Annotated in this window: 12 protein-coding genes; 5 read left to right on the forward strand and 7 right to left on the reverse strand. The window is 73.0% G+C overall.

What is annotated here, in order from left to right; genetic code table 11:
• Positions 1–85: 85 nt before the first annotated feature.
• On the reverse strand, positions 86–823 hold the full coding sequence (locus LO772_RS02765; RefSeq protein ID WP_231776708.1) for a GntR family transcriptional regulator: 738 nt from the start codon (positions 821–823) through the stop codon (positions 86–88).
• Positions 824–1,004: 181 nt separating this feature from the next.
• Between LO772_RS02765 and LO772_RS02770 the strand changes: the two genes are divergently transcribed.
• Together LO772_RS02770 and LO772_RS02775 are read left to right on the forward strand one after the other, a co-directional pair.
• Positions 1,005–3,116: an APC family permease gene (locus tag LO772_RS02770; RefSeq protein WP_443089359.1), complete on the forward strand. Its 2,112-nt coding sequence runs from the start codon at positions 1,005–1,007 to the stop codon at positions 3,114–3,116.
• A 194-nt stretch (positions 3,117–3,310) separates the two neighbouring features.
• On the forward strand, positions 3,311–4,951 hold the full coding sequence (locus tag LO772_RS02775) for an alkaline phosphatase D family protein (protein ID WP_231776710.1): 1,641 nt from the start codon (positions 3,311–3,313) through the stop codon (positions 4,949–4,951).
• A gap of 169 nt (positions 4,952–5,120) precedes the next feature.
• Here the strand turns inward: LO772_RS02775 and LO772_RS02780 are convergent, their stop codons facing one another.
• Together LO772_RS02780 and LO772_RS02785 are read right to left on the reverse strand one after the other, a co-directional pair.
• Complete coding sequence (locus LO772_RS02780) at positions 5,121–5,873, reverse strand: SDR family NAD(P)-dependent oxidoreductase (RefSeq protein ID WP_231776711.1); 753 nt, start codon at positions 5,871–5,873, stop codon at positions 5,121–5,123.
• The gene (locus LO772_RS02785) at positions 5,873–6,349 is read right to left on the reverse strand and encodes a nuclear transport factor 2 family protein (RefSeq protein WP_231776712.1); all 477 of its coding nucleotides are present in this window, start codon (positions 6,347–6,349) and stop codon (positions 5,873–5,875) included. The genes LO772_RS02780 and LO772_RS02785 overlap by 1 nt, the downstream gene beginning before the upstream one ends.
• Positions 6,350–6,588: 239 nt before the next feature.
• Between LO772_RS02785 and LO772_RS02790 the strand changes: the two genes are divergently transcribed.
• Both LO772_RS02790 and LO772_RS02795 read left to right on the forward strand, forming a co-directional pair.
• Positions 6,589–7,332, forward strand: a complete 744-nt coding sequence (locus tag LO772_RS02790; protein ID WP_231776713.1) for an SDR family NAD(P)-dependent oxidoreductase — start codon at positions 6,589–6,591, stop codon at positions 7,330–7,332.
• Positions 7,329–8,096, forward strand: a complete 768-nt coding sequence (locus tag LO772_RS02795; RefSeq protein ID WP_231776714.1) for an SDR family NAD(P)-dependent oxidoreductase — start codon at positions 7,329–7,331, stop codon at positions 8,094–8,096. The genes LO772_RS02790 and LO772_RS02795 overlap by 4 nt, the downstream gene beginning before the upstream one ends.
• A 569-nt stretch (positions 8,097–8,665) precedes the next feature.
• Here the strand turns inward: LO772_RS02795 and LO772_RS02800 are convergent.
• Positions 8,666–9,460 (reverse strand): nucleotidyltransferase domain-containing protein, encoded by a 795-nt coding sequence (locus LO772_RS02800; RefSeq protein WP_231776715.1) that lies wholly within the window; start codon positions 9,458–9,460, stop codon positions 8,666–8,668.
• A gap of 323 nt (positions 9,461–9,783) precedes the next feature.
• On the opposite strand from LO772_RS02800, the gene LO772_RS02805 reads away from it, so the two are divergent.
• On the forward strand, positions 9,784–12,105 hold the full coding sequence (locus LO772_RS02805; protein WP_231776716.1) for a glycoside hydrolase family 3 C-terminal domain-containing protein: 2,322 nt from the start codon (positions 9,784–9,786) through the stop codon (positions 12,103–12,105).
• Positions 12,106–12,132: 27 nt separating this feature from the next.
• Here LO772_RS02805 and LO772_RS02810 read toward each other — a convergent pair whose 3' ends face one another.
• The 3 genes from LO772_RS02810 to LO772_RS02820 all read right to left on the reverse strand — a co-directional run bounded on the left by LO772_RS02810 (position 12,133) and on the right by LO772_RS02820 (position 16,871).
• Complete coding sequence (locus tag LO772_RS02810) at positions 12,133–13,104, reverse strand: LacI family DNA-binding transcriptional regulator (protein ID WP_231776717.1); 972 nt, start codon at positions 13,102–13,104, stop codon at positions 12,133–12,135.
• Between the two features lie 378 nt (positions 13,105–13,482).
• Positions 13,483–14,460, reverse strand: coding sequence for a ribonucleotide-diphosphate reductase subunit beta (locus LO772_RS02815; RefSeq protein WP_231779410.1), 978 nt, complete (start codon positions 14,458–14,460; stop codon positions 13,483–13,485).
• A gap of 47 nt (positions 14,461–14,507) precedes the next feature.
• Positions 14,508–16,871, reverse strand: a complete 2,364-nt coding sequence (locus LO772_RS02820) for a ribonucleoside-diphosphate reductase subunit alpha (RefSeq protein ID WP_443089360.1) — start codon at positions 16,869–16,871, stop codon at positions 14,508–14,510.
• Positions 16,872–16,921 lie beyond the last annotated feature (50 nt).

Genomic DNA, 16,921 nt, shown 5'->3' on the forward strand with positions numbered 1-16,921 from the left:
CAACGGCCCGGGCGGCAGGGGGTGTTGGGGTTGTCAGCCGGTTCCTCGGGCCCGGATCGCGTCCGGATCCGCGGGGCCCGGTGTGTCAGCCGTGGTGCAGGGCCATCCGCGCGATGGCTCGGGCGGCGCGCTCCTCGACGACGTCGAGCGATGCGCCGACGTGCTCGCGCAGTGCGGTCAGGGCGTCGGAGAGCCGGCGGGCGAGGACGTGCTCGACGATGTCCAGGTGCTCGGTGATGGTGCGCTCGATGCGGTCCGCGGTGAGGTAGTCGTACATCCGGACCGGTCGGATGCGGGTGGTCACCGCCTCCAGCGTCTCGACCAGCCGGGGGTTGCCCGAGGAGCGCAGCAGGGTGTGGTGGAAGCCTTCGTCCTCGAGGACGAACCCGGGGTCGGGTTCGGGCATGGCCGCGCGCAGCGCCCGCCAGTGGTCGCGGAGCGGTTCGAGCACCCGCGCGTCGTGCGCCACCGTGTCGGACTCCAGCGCGCGGGCGATCCCCCGCACCTCCACGGTGACGCGCAGTTCGTAGAGGTCGCGCAGTTCGGCGAGGTTGGGCCGGGCCGCGTAGTAGCCGTCCGCGCGGCGCTCCACGAGCCCGTCGGCCAGCAGCCGCACCAGCGCCTCGCGGACCGGGGTACGGGACACCCCGAGCCGTTCGGCGAGTTGAGCCTCGACCAGCCGCGTCCGGACCCCGAACTCCCCCATCAGCAGCATGTGCCGCAGTGCGCCGTAGGTCTCCTCGCGTCGATTGCGTCCGCCCCGCTTCGGGGCGGAGTCACCGGCCGGCGCTGTCGACCGCGTTGTATACAGTGCTGCATCCATGGCCGGAAACGTACGAGCGCTCCGTTTCCGGCAGTTTGATCGAACGTTTTCACCGTGTTTCACGGTGTTACGAATCCACGGCCGTGTTAACGCGGCTGCCCCTCGCCCGACGTGGCTTCCCCGCCGCCCTCCCACGGCGATGAGCGCGGTTTATGGCATTTCTCCACATAAGCTCACGCCCGTGGCACGAACCGTCGACGCCGTGAAGCGGATTCTGCTGGGCCCGGCGCTGCGCAGCGCGGCGGCCGAGGAAACGCTGTTGCCGAAGCGGCTGGCGCTGCCCGTCTTCGCGTCGGACCCGTTGTCGTCGGTGGCGTACGCGACGCAGGAGATCCTGCTCGTCCTGACCCTCGGGGGCCTCGCCTACCTGCACTACACGAAGTGGATCGCGGCGGTCGTCGTGGTGCTGCTCGCGGTCGTGGTGCTGTCGTACCGGCAGGTGGTGTACGCGTACCCGGGAGGCGGCGGGTCCTACGAGGTCGTCTCGTCCAACCTCGGCCCCAACACGGGGCTCGTCGTGGCCGCGGCGCTGATGGTCGACTACATCATGACGGTGGCCGTGTCCGTCGCGTCGGGCGTCGACAACATCATCTCCGCGTTTCCCGCCGCGCACAGCTACCGCACCGTGATGGCCGTGGGCTTCGTCGCGCTGCTGGCCGCGGTGAACCTGCGCGGAATCCGCGAATCAGGACGGGTGTTCGCGGCACCGACCTACCTGTTCGTCGCGGGCGTGGGCATCATGTGCGTGACCGGGCTGCTGCGCTGGGCGGTCGGGGACGCCCCCGTCGCCGAGAGCGCCGCGTACGGGATCACGCCCGATCCGGCCGACACCGACCTGGCCGGCTTCGCGCTCATCATGCTCGTCCTGCGCGCGTTCTCCAGCGGCTGTACGGCGCTGACCGGGGTGGAGGCGATCTCCAACGGCGTCCCCGCGTTCCGCAAGCCGAAGTCCCGCAACGCCGCCACCACGCTCACGGCCATGGGCGGCATCGCGATCGCGATGTTCTCCGGCGTCACCGCGCTCGCGCTGATCTCCGACGTGCACATCGCCGACGACCCGTGCCGGCTGACCGGAACCACCGGCAATTGCGCGAACGAGCCGCAGCGCACGGTCATCGCCCAGGTCGCGGCGGCGGTCTTCGGCGGGGACCACAGCCCGGGGTTCTTCTACATCCAGGCGGCCACCGCGCTGATCCTGGTCCTGGCCGCGAACACCGCCTTCAACGGCTTCCCGCAGCTGACGTCGATCCTCGCGCTGCGCAGCTATCTGCCACGCCAACTCCACAACCGCGGCGACCGGCTCGCGTACTCCAACGGCATCATCGCGCTGTCCGTCGCCGCGGCGGGGCTGCTGTGGGTCTACCACGCGTCGGTGACCAACCTGATCCACCTGTACATCCTGGGGGTCTTCACGTCCTTCACCCTCTCCCAGACCGGCATGGTCCGGCACTGGAACCGCACGCTGGCCACCGAGACCGACCCCGCGCGACGCCGCGGGCAGCGGACCGCGCGGCTGATCAACGGCGTCGGGGCCGTCGTCACCGCGCTGGTCCTCGTCGTCGTGCTCGCGACCAAGTTCCTGGCCGGGGCGTGGCTGGCCGTGGCCGCCGCGGTCGGGCTCTGGGCGACGATGCGCGGCATCCGGCGCCGCTACACCAGCACCGCCCGCGAACTCGACGCCCCCGACCCCCGCAGCGAACTCGTGCGGCCCTCACGCCTCCAGGTGGTCGTCCCGGTCTCCCGGCTGCACAAGCCGACGCTGCGCGCGCTGTCGTACGCCCGCGCGCTGTCGCCGACCTCGCTGGAGGCGGTCACCGTGCGCGTCGAGCCCGACGAGACCGCCGACCTGCAACGCCGGTGGGAGGACGCGGAGATCGACGTGCCGCTCAAGGTGATCGACTCGCCGCGCCGGGAGATCACCCGGCCCCTCGTCGACTACATCCGCACCCTCCGCCGCGCCGGGACCCACGACGTGGTCACCGTCGTCATCCCCGAATACGTCGTCGGCCACTGGTGGGAACACTTGCTGCACAACCAGTCGGCGCTGTGGCTCAAGAACCGCCTGCGCCTGACCCCTGGCGTCGTGGTCACCAGCGTGCCGTGGCAACTCGCCTCCGCCACCCGCGCCGCCCGCCGCCCGCCGTGGGCCGCCCCCGGCGCGGTCCGCCGCGGAGAACCCCCGGCCGGACGCACCGACGCGGGATCGGGATCCCCGCGCCGCCACGACCACGACCACGGCGACGGCGACGGCGACGGCGACGGCGACGGCGACGGGCCGACGCTGACGGGCTGACGGGCTGGCTGACGGGCCGACGGGCCGACGGGCCGACGGGCCGACGGGCCGACGGGCCGACGGCGGGACGTGTTCGGAACCGTGCCGGTCACTCGCGCGCCGCCTGGCATTCACGAACGGGGCATCGCGCCGTGCTTCGATGCTCGGGACCAGCGTGCGTAGTCGTGCACGTTCCGCAACCGCCGGAGGCGTCCGTGCCATCTGCGATCGAACCGTCCGCATCGTCCTCCCCCGCCCGGCCGATCGGCCGCCGCGCCGCCGTCGTCGGCGGGGCCGCGCTCGGCCTCGGGCTGGGGCTCACCGGGCTGCGCACCGCGCGTGCCGAGCCGGTGCGCCGCGACCCGTTCCTCCTCGGCGTCGCCAGCGGCGATCCGCTCCCCGACGCGGTGGTGCTGTGGACGCGCCTGGTCGCCGATCCCTTCGACGCCTCGGCGATGGGCCGCGGGGCCGTACCCGTCACGTGGGAGATCGCGGCCGACGAGCACTTCACCCGGGTCGTGCGGCGCGGCACCGCCACCGCGCGCCCCGAACTCGCGCACTCCGTCCACGTGGACGCGCGGGGGCTGCGGCCGGACCACGTCTACTGGTACCGCTTCCGCGCCGGCCGCCACGTGAGCCCGACCGGGCGCACCCGCACCGCCCCCGAGACGCGCTCGCGGCCGAACCGGCTGCGCGTCGGGGTCGTGAACTGCCAGGACTGGCAGAACGGTTACTGGCCCGCCTACCTCGGCCTGGCCGCCGAGGACCTGGACGTCGTGGTGCACCTGGGCGACTACATCTACGAGTACGACCCGAGCAGCGCGTACCCCGACCGCCTGCACACCGCCCCCGAGACCGCGGGTCTGGACCAGCTCGTGACCCTCGCCGACTACCGGGCCCGCCACGCCCAGTACAAGACCGACCCCGCGCTGCAGGGCGCACACGCCGCGTTCCCCTGGATCGTCACCTGGGACGACCACGAGACCGAGAACAACTACGCGGGTCTCGTCGACGAAATCGACGACACCGGGGACCGGTTCCAGGACCCGGCGCGCTTCGCCCGGCAGCGGGCGGCGGCGTACCAGGCGTACTGGGAGCACATGCCGCTGCGCCGGGCGATCGTTCCCGGATCGGCGGACTACCGCATCCACCGGCGCTTCGAGTTCGGCGACCTCGTGCGTCTGAACGTGCTCGACACGCGGCAGTACCGCACCGACCAACCCGGCGGCCGTCCCGGCGACTTCGGGCCCGTCGAGGACGGCCTGGGCAACACCTCGGGCACCCTTCTCGGCACCGCGCAGGAGCGGTGGCTCGCCGACGGGCTGCGCTCGTCGCGGGCGCGGTGGAACGTCCTGGCCCAGCAGGTGATGGTCAGTCAGATTCGGTTCCCGAACTTCCTCGACCCCGCGCACCCGTTCCCGCCGATCGCCAACCTCGACCAGTGGGACGGCTACGACCCGGCCCGGACACGCCTGTTGCGGCTGCTGCGCGACACCCGCGCCGCGAACCCCGTGGTGCTCGCCGGGGACATCCACTCCACGTGGTGCAGCGACCTGCGCGTCGACCGCGACGACCTCGCGAGCGCGCCCGTCGCCGTCGAGTTCACCGCGACGAGCGTCAGTTCGGACTTCCCCGCCGCGTTCGACGGGCCCCTCAAGGCCGCCAACCCGACGCTGAACCCGCACGTGCGCTACTTCGACGGCGCCCGCCGGGGCTACCTGCGCGTGACCGTCGACCGCGAGCGCTGGCTCACGGACGTCCGCACGGTCGACACCATCGCCACCCGCGAGTCTCCGGTGCGCACCTCCGCGTCCTGGGCGGCGCGCGCCGGAGTCCCCGGTCTGACGCCCGGCTGACCGGTACGCCGTACTCCCGACCGAGGCCGGGGACGCCGGGGCCACGCGGCCCATCGGCCGCCTCCGAGCCGGAGGGTCGGGGCCACCGCGGCGGCGCCCGTCGGCGGCATGTCGCCGACGGGCGCTCCGGTTTCCGGCCGGACGCCGGGGGCGCCGGGGCCGGGCGGTGTCAGGTGACCCGGCCGCCGTTGACGCCGATGATCTGGCCGGTGACGTATCCGGCGCCCTCGGAGACCAGGAACGCGCAGGCGGCGGCGATGTCCTCGGGGCGTCCCGCGCGGCGCACCGGAAGGCGCGAGCCGTGGTGTTCGACCGTCCCGCTCAGATACCCGCGTTCCTCGGACCTGCGCAGCATCGGGGTGTCGACGAGGCCGGGTGGGATCGTGTTGACCGTGATGCCGCGCGGGCCCAGTTCGAGGGCGAGGGCCTTGGTGAAGCCGATCAGGCCCGCTTTCGACGCGACGTAATGGGTCATGAACGGCGACCCCGTCTGCGCGCTCGACGACGAGATGTTGACGATGCGCCCCCAGCCCGCGTCGACCATGTCGGGCACGGCCGCCTGGCAGCAGTAGAACGGGCCGTTGACGTTGATCTGCATGGTCCGGTCCCACAGCTCGTCGGTGACGTCGAGGAACCGCTTGTTCGCCGACATGCCGGCGTTGTTGACCAGGACGAGCACGGGCCCGAGGGTGTCGCGGACCCGCGTGAACGCGTCGTCGACGCGCGCCCGGTCGGAGACGTCGACGCCGCCGACGGCGAGGGCCGTGCCTCCGCGCTCGCGGGCCTCGTCGGCGACCTTCTCGGCCGCTTCGGTGTCGAGGTCGAGAATCGCCGTCGCGAAGCCGTCCGCGGCCAGGCGGTGCGCGATCGCGCGCCCGATGCCGGATCCGCCGCCGGTGACCACCGCCGTACGCCCGGGCATCAGGCCACCGCCCCGGAGAAGACCTCGACGGTGTGGGCGCCGACGCGGCGGGCCAGGGTCCGGTACTGCCGCCCGGCGAACCGCCATGCGCCGTCCTCGACGACGTAGTCGTCGTGGTAGACGCCGTGGAACTCGGTCCACTCGCCCGTCGCCCGGTCCTGCCCGGCTTCGAGGACGTAGAACCGGCCGTGCGCGGTGCGCTCGTCGTCGACCACCACGGCGGTGTTGACCGGGATGTACTGGTAGAAGGAGAAGCGCTCCAGGGCTTTCGCGCCGAACGCGCCGAGTTGGTCCGCACCGCGCAGTTCCACGGTGCCCGCCGCGCCGAAGTCGTAGGTGAACGTCGCCTGTCGGGCGCACAGGGGAGCCAACTCCTCCGCCCAGGCGCGCCGCACGCTGATGTCGCCGTACGCGCCCTGGAGGCGGGTGATGGCGATGTACGCGTGCGTATCGTCGGCGCCGGTCGTCACGGACATGTCGATCGCTCCCTTCGCGACGGAAAGATCCATCCCGGGCCGATTATTGGCCACTCGTATAAGAACCGTCCATACCTCGATCGAGAATGATGTTCCGCGCGGACCCCCCGGAACAGCCGCCCGGCATGCGGCAGTCCGCCCGAAACACCGCCCCTTGTACGTTCGTATAGCGTGACTGTACGTTCGTATGGCATCAGGCGGCGGGCGGCGGCGCCGACCGCCCGAACGAGGAGGCCGGGTTGAGTCGTGTTGCGGTGGTGACCGGCGGCGCGTCGGGGTTGGGACTGTCGATCTGCGAGCATCTGGCCCGCCACGGGCACCGGGTGGGCGTGCTCGACCTCGACCTCGGGGCCGCGGAGAAGGCGGCCGAGGGCCTGCGCGCGGGCGGGGCGGAGGCCGTCGCGGTCGCGGCGGACGTGGCCGACCGGGCGGCGGTGGACGCCGCGTTCGACGACGTCCGTGCCGCACTCGGACCGGTCGGGATCCTGGTGACCAGCGCCGGGGTCTCGGGCTTCGTCCCGTTCGAGGACCTGACCGCGGAGGTCTGGGCGCGGACGCTCGCGGTGAACCTGACGGGGACGTTCAACTGCGTCCAGTCGGCCATCGGCGACATGGTCGCGGCGGGCTGGGGGCGCGTCGTCACCATCTCGTCGGCCGCCGGGCAGACCGGGGCGCTGCGGCAGGTGCACTACTCGGCGTCCAAGGGCGGCGTGATCGCGATGACGAAGACCCTCGCCCTCGAATACGCCGCCCAGGGCATCACCGCGAACACCGTGCCGCCGTTCACCGCGGACACCCCGCTGCTGAGGTCGGCCCAGCGGTCGAAGTACCTGCCGCCCGCGGAGGTGTTGGCGCGCAGGGTCCCGGCGGGGCGGCTGGGGACGGGCGACGACATCGCGGCGGTGTGCGCGTTCCTGTGCTCGGACGAGGCCGGCTACGTCACCGGCCAGGTCATCGGTGTCAACGGAGGTGCGGTCACGTGAGCAGGTTCGATCTGACCGGACGGGTCGCGGTGGTCACCGGCGGAGGCACCGGAATCGGCCGCGGCGCGGCGCTCGTCCTCGCGGAGTACGGCGCGGACGTGGTGCTGGCCGCCCGGCGCCCCGAGCCCTTGGAGTCGACCGTCAACGAGATCCGGGCCCTGGGCCGCCGCGCCCTCGCCGTCCCCACGGACGTCACCGACCCCGACCGGTGCCAGGACCTGGTCGACACCACGCTCGGGGAACTGGGGCGCCTGGACATCCTGGTGAACTGCGCGGGCGGCGCGGAGACCAAGTCCCTCGCGCAATGGACCGAGGAGGAATGGCACCAGGTCGTCGCCCTCAACTTGGGCAGCGTGTGGTTCCTGTCCCGCTGCGCCGCGAAGCCCATGCTGGCCCAGGGCAAGGGCGCCATCGTGAACATCTCCTCCGGCGCGAGCCTGCTGTCCATGCCGCAGGCGGCCCCCTACGCGGCGTCCAAGGCGGGCGTGAACAGCCTGACCGGGTCGATGGCCGCCGCGTGGACCCGCAAGGGCGTCCGCGTCAACGCCATCGCCGTCGGCGCCGTCCGCGCCGCCACCCTCGTGGATGACCTCGAGCGGCTGGGCATCGACCCCGACAGCGTCGGCGGCACCAACGCCTCCGGCCGCCTCGGCGAACCCGACGAAATCGGCCACGGCGTGCTGTTCTTCGCCTCGGACGCCTCCGGCTTCTGCTCCGGCCAGACCCTCTACATGCACGGCGGCCCGGGCCCCGCCGGCATCTGACCCGGCGGCGGGAAATCACCCGCGAGACCCGACGTCGCGCGACGCCCACGCCACCCGGCGCGGGAGGAACTCGCGGGCGTCCTCCGGCGGTTCACCCAAGCCGACGCAGGCCGCGCGACGGTGGCTCGGCGCCGAGCCGTTCCAGGCCGACGGGACCGCGATCCGGCTGTTCGGCACGGTCGCGTGCCAAGCGCCGCAGGGCGGGTTCGCTGCGCGCACTGGGCGTGAGGACAGGGGGCGCACGGAAACGCCATACGCCGCAGACGCGTTCGGCCTCGCCGGGCGCGCCTCCCGGGCTGGGTCTCCCCCGCACCCACCCGCGCCCCCGCGCGCCCGCAGCGGCGGCGTCACGCCGATTCCGCACGAAAACGCCGTGTCCCGGGGCGCGTTCGCCCCGCGGTCAACCGGGCCCGCCGGACGCGACGTCGCCGTCCGCCCCGGCCACGCCGACTCGCTCCCCCGTCGCGCGGCCGACGACCCACCGCGCCACCGCGAGCGCGACAGCCGAGCCCGGCGCGGTGGGAGTCGTCGTGTGTGAGGCCGGGCGCCCGCGGGTCGCCCCGGGTGGGTCAGCAGTCCCGGGCGATGATCTCGTGGAGGTAGTCGACCGCCAATTCCTCGGCGTGGCGGCGGCGTTCGATGGTCGGGTCGCCCGGGTCGGACCATCGGCGGTAGAGATCGACGGCGGCGAGCAGCGCCCGTCCGGCCGCGCGGCGGTCGTCGCCGCACAGCGTCGCCCGCAGTTCGCGCGCTTCCTCGGGGGCGATCGTCTCCAGGCGCCGGACCCCGCGGGGCGCGGCGCCCACCCGGCGGGCGGCCAGCGGACCGAGCACGGTCTCGCGCAGGTAGGCGAGGAAGCCGATGGTCTCGAAGAGTTCGCCCCGGCCGAGTTTCGTCGCGCCGTAGTGCACCCAGACCCAGAACCGGTCCTCGATCCACTGCAGGTCGAGCGGCGCGGCGGCCGGCGGCTGTTCGGCGAGCGCGCGGGCCAGGCGGCCGTCCCGGTCCCACAGGATCTCCGGGTCCGAGGTGCGGGTGCCGAAGTCGGAGACGCGCACAAACTTGACGTCGACGTGCAGGAGCGGCGGTCCGACGAGTGCGATGATCAGGCGCGGTTCGCCGACGTGTTCCCCGGTGAAGCCGGTCACCAGTGAGGTCCACGAGCCGATCAGCGCGAGCCTTTGCCGCAGGACCGCGTCGTACGCGTCGTCGTCGACGACGAGGACGAGGTCCACGTCCGCGTAGACATCGGGGTCGCCCTCCGCGATCGACCCGGTGAGCGCCACACCGGCCACGCGGGCGTCCTGCCGGATCCGGGGAAGCGTGTCGCCGAGGAACCGGGCGTGCGGGGAGGGAACGTCCATGTGCTTTCCTTCCGATCGGAGCAAAGCAGAACAACGTAACACCGGGGTCGGTGCCGAACGCACGCGATATTTCCCGCCGCCCGGGGGTCCCCTCGGCCGGGCGACGCCGTCGCCTCCGTACGCCCCCGGTGCCCGGCGCGCCTCGGCGCGACCGGGGCCGCAGGACCGTTCGTTACCTTCGCGTGACTTGCCGCCGCCGGAGGTGTCTGCCTATATTGACGCTGCGAGCTAATGCGCATTACTGATCAGGGTGGGCCCGGTTCCGGGCTCGCCCTGCGGACGCGGCACGCCGGGGTTCGCGGTCTGACTCGAAGGAGTGACTTGTGCGGGACAAGGCGGACATCGAGGCTGCTCTGGCGGCCTTGACCTTGGAGGAGAAGGCGTCGCTGCTCTGCGGCGCGGGGGCGTGGGAGACCGTCGGCGTCGAGCACGCGGGCGTACCGTCGATCGTGCTGACGGACGGGCCGCACGGGCTGCGCCTCCAGGACCCGGGCGCCGAGCACTCCGCCTTCGACATCAACCTGAGCCTGCCGGCGACGTGCTTTCCCACCGCCGCGGCCCTCGGGTCGTCGTGGGACACCGGCCTGATGGCCCGCATCGGGGAGGCGCTCGGCGCGGAGAGCCGGGCCGCCGGGGTGTCGGTGCTGCTCGGCCCGGGCGTCAACATCAAGCGGTCCCCGCTGTGCGGGCGCAACTTCGAGTACCTGTCCGAGGATCCGCTGCTCAGCGGCCACCTGGGCGCGGCCCTGGTACGCGGGGTGCAGAGCACCGGCGTCGCCTCGTCGGTGAAGCACTTCGCCGCGAACAACCAGGAGACCGAGCGCATGACCGTCAGTGCCGAGGTCGACGAGCGCACGCTCCGCGAGATCTACCTGGCCGCCTTCGAGCACATCGTCGCCACCGAGCGGCCCGGGACGGTGATGGCGGCGTACAACAAGATCAACGGCGTCCACGCCGCGCAGAACCCGTGGCTGCTGACCCGAGTCCTGCGCGACGAATGGGGTTTCGAGGGCTTGGTGGTGTCGGACTGGGGTGCCGTGCTCGACCCGGTGGCGGCCGTCGCGGCGGGCCTCGACCTGGAGATGCCGTCGACGAACGGGTTCAGTGCGCGGCGGCTCGTCGAGGCGGTCGGCGACGGGCGTTTGGAGGAGTCCGCGATCGACCGGGCGGTGACGCGCGTGCTGGAGTTGATCGGCCGCACGGCGGCGGGACGCGAGCCCGCGCCCGAGCCCGACCTCGACGCGCACCACGCGCTGGCGCGCCGGGCCGCCGCGGAGTCGGCGGTGCTGCTCAGGAACGAGGGCGCGGTCCTGCCGCTGGACCCGGACGCGGCCGTGAACATCGCCGTGATCGGCGAATTCGCCCGCACCCCGAGGTACCAGGGCGCGGGCAGTTCGCGCGTCAACCCGACGCGCCTCGACAACGCCTGGGACGCGCTGCGGGAGGCGGCGGGCGCGAAGTCGGCCCTGACGTTCTCGCCCGGCTTCCTGCTGACCGACGCCGCCGACGCCGACACCGCCGACGCTTCCGGCACGCCCGGCGCGCCCGCCGACGAGGCGGCGGCCCTGGTGTCCGACGCGGTCGCGGCAGCCGCCGCGGCCGATGTCGCCCTGGTGTTCCTGGGCCTGCCCGAAGGCGTGGAGTCCGAGGGCCACGACCGCGACTCCCTCGACCTGCCGGCCGCGCAGATCCGCTTGCTGGAGGCGGTGGCGCGGGCCAACCCGAACGTGGTGGTCGTGCTCGCCAACGGCGGTGTGGTCGAGGTCGCGAGCTGGCAGCACCACGCGCGGGCGGTCCTCGAAGGCTGGCTCGGGGGCCAGGCGGGCGGCGGCGCGATCGCCGACCTGGTGTTCGGCCGTGCCAACCCGTCCGGTCGGCTGGCCGAGACGATCCCGCTGCGGCTGGCCGACAACCCGTCGTACCTGAACTTCCCCGGCGGCGAGGGCGTGGTGGCGTACGGCGAGCGCGTCTACGTCGGCTACCGCTACTACGACACGGTCGACGCACCGGTCGCGTACCCCTTCGGACACGGCCTGTCCTACACCGAGTTCACGTACTCCGACCTGGCCGCCGAGGTCGAGGGCTCGGGCGCCGACGTGGTGGTGCGGGTGCGGCTCACCGTCACCAACTCCGGCGCGGTGGCGGGCAAGGAGGTGGTGCAGGTGTACGTCGGCGACACCGCCGCGTCAGTCGACCGCCCCGCACGCGAACTCAAGGCGTTCGCCAAGGTCTCCCTCGCCGCGGGTGCGTCCGCGCCGGTCGAATTCGCCCTGCGCGCACGGGACTTCTCGTACTTCAGCGCGCTGCACGGCGATTGGGTGCTGGAGCCGGGCGAGTTCGTGGTGCACGTCGGGGCGTCGTCGCGCGACGTGCGCCTGACCGCGGCGGTGACGGTGGACGCCCCCGAGCCGCTGGAGCCCCTGTCCGCGGAGTCGTCGGTCGCGCGGTGGCTGGCCGACCCGATCGGCGGCACCGTGCTCCGGGCGGCGCTGGGCGGCATCCCCGGATCGGGCCTGAGCGACCCGGACATCGTGCGCATGGTCGAGTCGCTGCCGCTGTCCCGGCTCGCCGCGCTGAGCGGAGGCCGCGTCGACCTCGACGACATCCGGCGCGAACGCGCGCGGCTGTCCGCCGAGGAGGCCTGACCCGCGGCACCGCCCGGACGTACGGCGTCAGGTCGAGGGGCGCTGGATCAGCCGGGGGTCGAACGCCGCGGCGATGCCCGGGGGTTCGCGGCCGGCCAGCCCCGCCACGACCATCGCGGCACGGCGGCGGACGACCTCGCCGAGGTCGAAGCTGATGGTGGTCAGCGGCGGGTCGGCCAGCCGTGCGGTGGGGATGTCGTCGACGCCGACGACGGCCAGGTCGGCGGGCGCGGTGAGGCCGTGTTCGCGCAGGCCCGCGAGAACCGCGATGGCGGTTTCGTCGTTGAAGGCGCACACGCCCGTCACCGCCTCCGCCCTCCAGCCGGCCACCGCCTCCGCGGCGGTGGCCGCCTCGAGGTCGGTGCTGCGCACGACCGGCGGTGCGAGGCCCGCCTCCGCGCACGCTTCGGCCACCCCCCGAAGGCGCCCCTCGGCCATGCGCAGCAGGCCGGGGTGGCGCGGCAGGGCGTAGCCGAGGCGGCGGTGGCCCCGCTCGATGAGGTGTCGGGCCTGGAACCGTCCGATCGGCGCCGTCGACGAGCCTTCCGGCGAGGAGGGGATCACGACGTCGGCGCCCGCGCGGTACAGGGCCCGCACGGTGGCGTCGTCGAAGGCCTCGAAGCCGATCACGGCGGACGCGCCGATCTCCGCGCAGACGTCCGTCAGAGGCCGACCGCGCCCGCCCGCGAGGTGGGTGACCAGCGTGAGGCCGTGTGCGGCGAGTTCGGCGGCGAGCCCTTCGACGAAGCGGCTGATCCCCGCGCCGATCGGGAGCCCCGGGATGGCGAGCACCGCGATGTCGCTGCGCCCGCGGGCCAGCGAGCGTGCGGTGGCGTGCGGCCGGTAGTCGAGGCGCCGGGCCGCCTCCAGGACGCGCTGCCGGGTCTCCTCGGGGATCCCGTGGCCCGGGCGGTCGTTGAGGACGAAGCTGACGGTCGTCTGCGACACGCCGGCGGCCCTGGCGACGTCGGTGCTGGTCGGGCGCTTGCGACGGGGCATGGCGGTTCGTGTCCTCACAGGGCTCGGCCGAGCGGATCGGCAGGGGTGGGACGCCTCCGTTCCGTGCTCGGCGGGAGTCGGGGCGGCGCACGCCGGGCGCGGTCATCGGACGGTCGCCGACGCACGTCCCGGCGTTCGCGAGCGTGAGGAGCACACCCGCTCATCCGGGTTACTAATTCGTTTTAGTCTAGACGACCCCACCACCGACCGGCGAGAAGCGGTTTCCGGGAACGGACACGCGCCGGCGTCCCGTCCGGTTCACGCCGTCCGGCGCCGCGGCCTCGGGGCGGTGGTGTCGGCCGAGACATGCGTGATCCACCCCGGCGCGGGCGGTGTCCCGGGTGTGCCGGGACGGTCGGGCATGGTCATCGCGCGGCGTCAGAAGTCCTCGTCGAAGCTGACCGTCCCGGACACGCCGACCTGGTACGCGGACACCTTGCGCTCGAAGAAGTTCGCGAGCTCCTGGACGTCCTGCAGGGCCATGAACGGGAACGGGTTGGCGCTGCCGTGCACCGGTTCGAGGCCGAGCCGGGTCAGCCGCCGGTCGGCGACGTGCTCCAGGTACGTGCGCATGTCGGCGACGGTCAGGCCGGGGACGCCGCCGCCGAGGAGGTCCTCCGCGAAGGCGGCCTCGGCGTCCACCGCCTCGGCGAGCATCCGGCGTACGGCGTCGGCGAGTTCGTCGTCGAACAGGTCCGGCTCCTCGGCGCGGACCGTGTCCACGACGTCGAACGCGAACTCCATGTGCGCCGACTCGTCGCGGAACACCCAGTTCGTGCCCGAGGCCAGCCCACCCAGGACGCCGCGCGAGCGCAGGAAGTAGACGTACGCGAACGCCCCGTAGAAGAACAGCCCTTCGACGCACGCGGCGAAGCAGATGAGGTTGAGCAGGAACGCGCGCCGGTCCTCGCGCGTGTCCAGCCGCTCGCGGCCCGTCGCCGCGTCGATCCACCGGAAGCAGAACTCGGCCTTGCGCCGGATCGACGGGATGTGCTCGACCGCCGCGAACGCCCGTGCCCGCTCGGCCTCGTCGGGCAGGTAGGTGTCCAGCAGGGTCAGGTAGAACTGGACGTGCACGGCCTCCTCGTACAGCTGCCGTGACAGGTACAGCCGCGCCTCGGGGGCGTTGATGTGCTTGTACAGGTTCAGGACGAGGTTGTTCGCGACGATGGTGTCGCCGGTCGCGAAGAACGCCACGAGCCGTTGCACCAGGTGGCGTTCGGCCGGGGCGAGGCGGGCCAGGTCCGGCAGGTCGGACGCGAGGTCGACCTCCTCGACGGTCCACGTGTTGCGGATCGCGGCGCGGTAGCGCTCGTAGAACCCGGGGTAACGCATGGGGCGCAGGGTGAGGTTCATCCCCGGGTCGAGCAGCCCGGATCCGGTCGCGGTGGCGGGGTGGACGGTCACTGGCAGGCCTCGCACGACTCGGGGTTCTCCAGGGAGCAGGCGACCGCGTCCTCGGCGGAGACCGGCTTCCGGGTGGGCACGGTGGCCTGCGCGATGCGCGTGGCCGGCCGCGAGCGCAGGTAGTAGGTGGTCTTGAGGCCCGACCGCCACGCGTGCCGGTACATCGACGACAGCTTCCCGATGGTCGGGTCGGCCATGAACAGGTTCAGCGACTGCGACTGGTCGATGTACGGCGCGCGCGCCGCCGCGGCGTCGATCAGTGCCCGCTGCGGGAGTTCCCACGCCGTGCGGTACAACGCGCGTACGTCGTCCGGGAGTTCGGTGATGTCCTGGGCGGACCCCTCGGCCCGGCGGATGCGTTCGCGGACGTCGGCGGTCCACAGCCCGCGCGCCTTCAACTCCCGTACCAGATAGGGGTTGATCTGCAGGAACTCACCCGAGAGCGTCTCGCGCTTGAACAGGTTCGACACCTGGGGTTCGACGCACTCGTAGCACCCGGCGATGGACGCGATCGTCGCGGTCGGAGCGATCGCCACCAGCAGCGAGTTGCGCAGCCCGTGCGCGGCGACCCGGGCGCGCAACGCCGCCCAGCGCTCCCGCTGACGCGGCGTCACCCCCGGCCACAGGTCCGGCTGGAGCCGCCCGCGCGCGGCGTGCGTCGCCGCGAAGCCCGGGTGCGGGCCCGACTCGGCGGCCAGGTCGCACGAGGTCTCCAGCGCGGTGAGGTAGATCTCCTCGGCGAGGTCGGCGGACACCTCCCGCGCCTCCGGGGAGTCGAACGGCAGCCGCAGCGCGAAGAACACGTCCTGGAGTCCCATCACGCCCAGCCCCACCGGCCGCCAGCGCGGGTTCGACCGGGCCGCCTGCTCGGTCGGGTAGTAGTTGATGTCCACCACCCGGTCGAGGAACGTCACCGCCGTGCGCACGGTCGCGCGCAGCCGTTCGCGGTCGACGCCCGAACCGTCCGCGGCGAGGTGCGCGGCGAGGTTGACCGATCCCAGGTTGCACACCGCGGTCTCGTCGTCGGAGGTGACCTCGACGATCTCGGTGCACAAGTTGGACAAGTGAACGACGTTGCCGGGTTCGGCGGCCTGGTTGCAGGTGCGGTTGGCGGCGTCCTTGAACGTCATCCAGCCGTTGCCGGTCTGCGCGAGGGTGCGCATCATGCGGGCGTACAGGTCGCGCGCCGGGATCTGCCGGACGAAGCGGCCCTCGGCCTCGGCCGCGGTGTACGCGCGGTCGAACTCCTCGCCCCACAGGTCCGGCAGCCCGGGCACCTCGTCGGGGTCGAACAGCGACCAGACGGCGTCCTCCTCGACCCGCCGCATGAACAGGTCGGGGATCCAGTTCGCCAGGTTCAGGTTGTGGGTGCGCCGCGCGTCCTCGCCGGTGTTGTCGCGCAGTTCGAGGAATTCGAGGACGTCCGGGTGCCACGTCTCCAGGTACACGCATGCCGCACCCTTGCGCCGCCCGCCCTGGTTGACCGCCGCGACCGACGCGTCCAGCGTCCGCAGCCACGGCACAATGCCGTTCGAGTGCCCGTTCGTCCCCCGGATCAGCGCGCCGCGCGAGCGTACGCGCGACCACGAGACCCCGATGCCGCCGGCGAACTTCGAGAGGCGGGCGACGCGGCCGTACACCTCGTAGATCGACTCCAGTTCGTCGCGCGGCGAGTCCAGCAGGTAGCACGACGACATCTGGGTGTGCCGCGTCCCGGAGTTGAACAGCGTCGGCGAACTCGGCAGGTACGCCAGCGACGACATCAGCCGGTGGAACCCGATCGCCTCCTCCGGGGTGCGCGAGAGTCCGCAGGCCACGCGCAGCAGGAAGTACTGCGGCGTCTCGATCACGGCGCGCGTGCGCGGGTGCCGCAGCAGGTACCGGTCGGCGACCGTGCGCAACCCGAAGTACTCGAACCGGCGGTCCGCTTCGGGATCCACCGCGGCGTCGAGCGCGTCGGCGTGCGCGGCGACGAACGCCGCCGTGCCGTCGCCGATCAGCCCTTCGCGGTGCCCGGCCGCCACGGCGGACGAGAACGAGCCGATGCCCTGGCCGCGCACCTCGTCGCCGATGCGCCGGGCGAGCAGCCGCGCCGCGAGCCGGGAGTACGCGGGATCCTCGGCGATCAGGTCAGCGGCCGTACGCACCAAAAGCTCGCCGAGGGCCCGGTCGGGCGCGTCGGCGGGCAGTCCGGCGGCCGTCCGGTCGGCCACGAGGGCGATCTCGACATCCGGCAAGTCCTCCGCACACGCCGTGAGTTCGGCGACGATGCGGTCGCGCCGGGCGTCGGCGTCGTCCGCGTGCACCGGGGCATCGGAGCGGAAACGGGCAGGCGTGTGCACGCCGTCCAGGACGGTCACAGGCTCTCTCCTCGCGAGCTGGTACTGCGGTGACCACCACGCGCCGGACG

It is taken from the genome of Yinghuangia sp. ASG 101 (genome assembly GCF_021165735.1).
In the GTDB taxonomy this organism is placed as follows: Bacteria; Actinomycetota; Actinomycetes; order Streptomycetales; family Streptomycetaceae; genus Yinghuangia.

Bases quoted from the DNA above. Each gene is read 5' to 3' on its own strand.
- LO772_RS02780 (WP_231776711.1), bottom strand. From the start codon at position 5,873: ATGCCCGGGCGTACGGCGGTGGTCACCGGCGGCGGATCCGGCATCGGG.
- LO772_RS02800 (WP_231776715.1), bottom strand. From the start codon at position 9,460: ATGGACGTTCCCTCCCCGCACGCCCGGTTCCTCGGCGACACGCTTCCC.
- LO772_RS02815 (WP_231779410.1), bottom strand. From the start codon at position 14,460: ATGAACCTCACCCTGCGCCCCATGCGTTACCCCGGGTTCTACGAGCGC.
- LO772_RS02765 (WP_231776708.1), bottom strand. From the start codon at position 823: ATGGATGCAGCACTGTATACAACGCGGTCGACAGCGCCGGCCGGTGAC.
- LO772_RS02785 (WP_231776712.1), bottom strand. From the start codon at position 6,349: ATGTCCGTGACGACCGGCGCCGACGATACGCACGCGTACATCGCCATC.
- LO772_RS02810 (WP_231776717.1), bottom strand. From the start codon at position 13,104: ATGCCCCGTCGCAAGCGCCCGACCAGCACCGACGTCGCCAGGGCCGCC.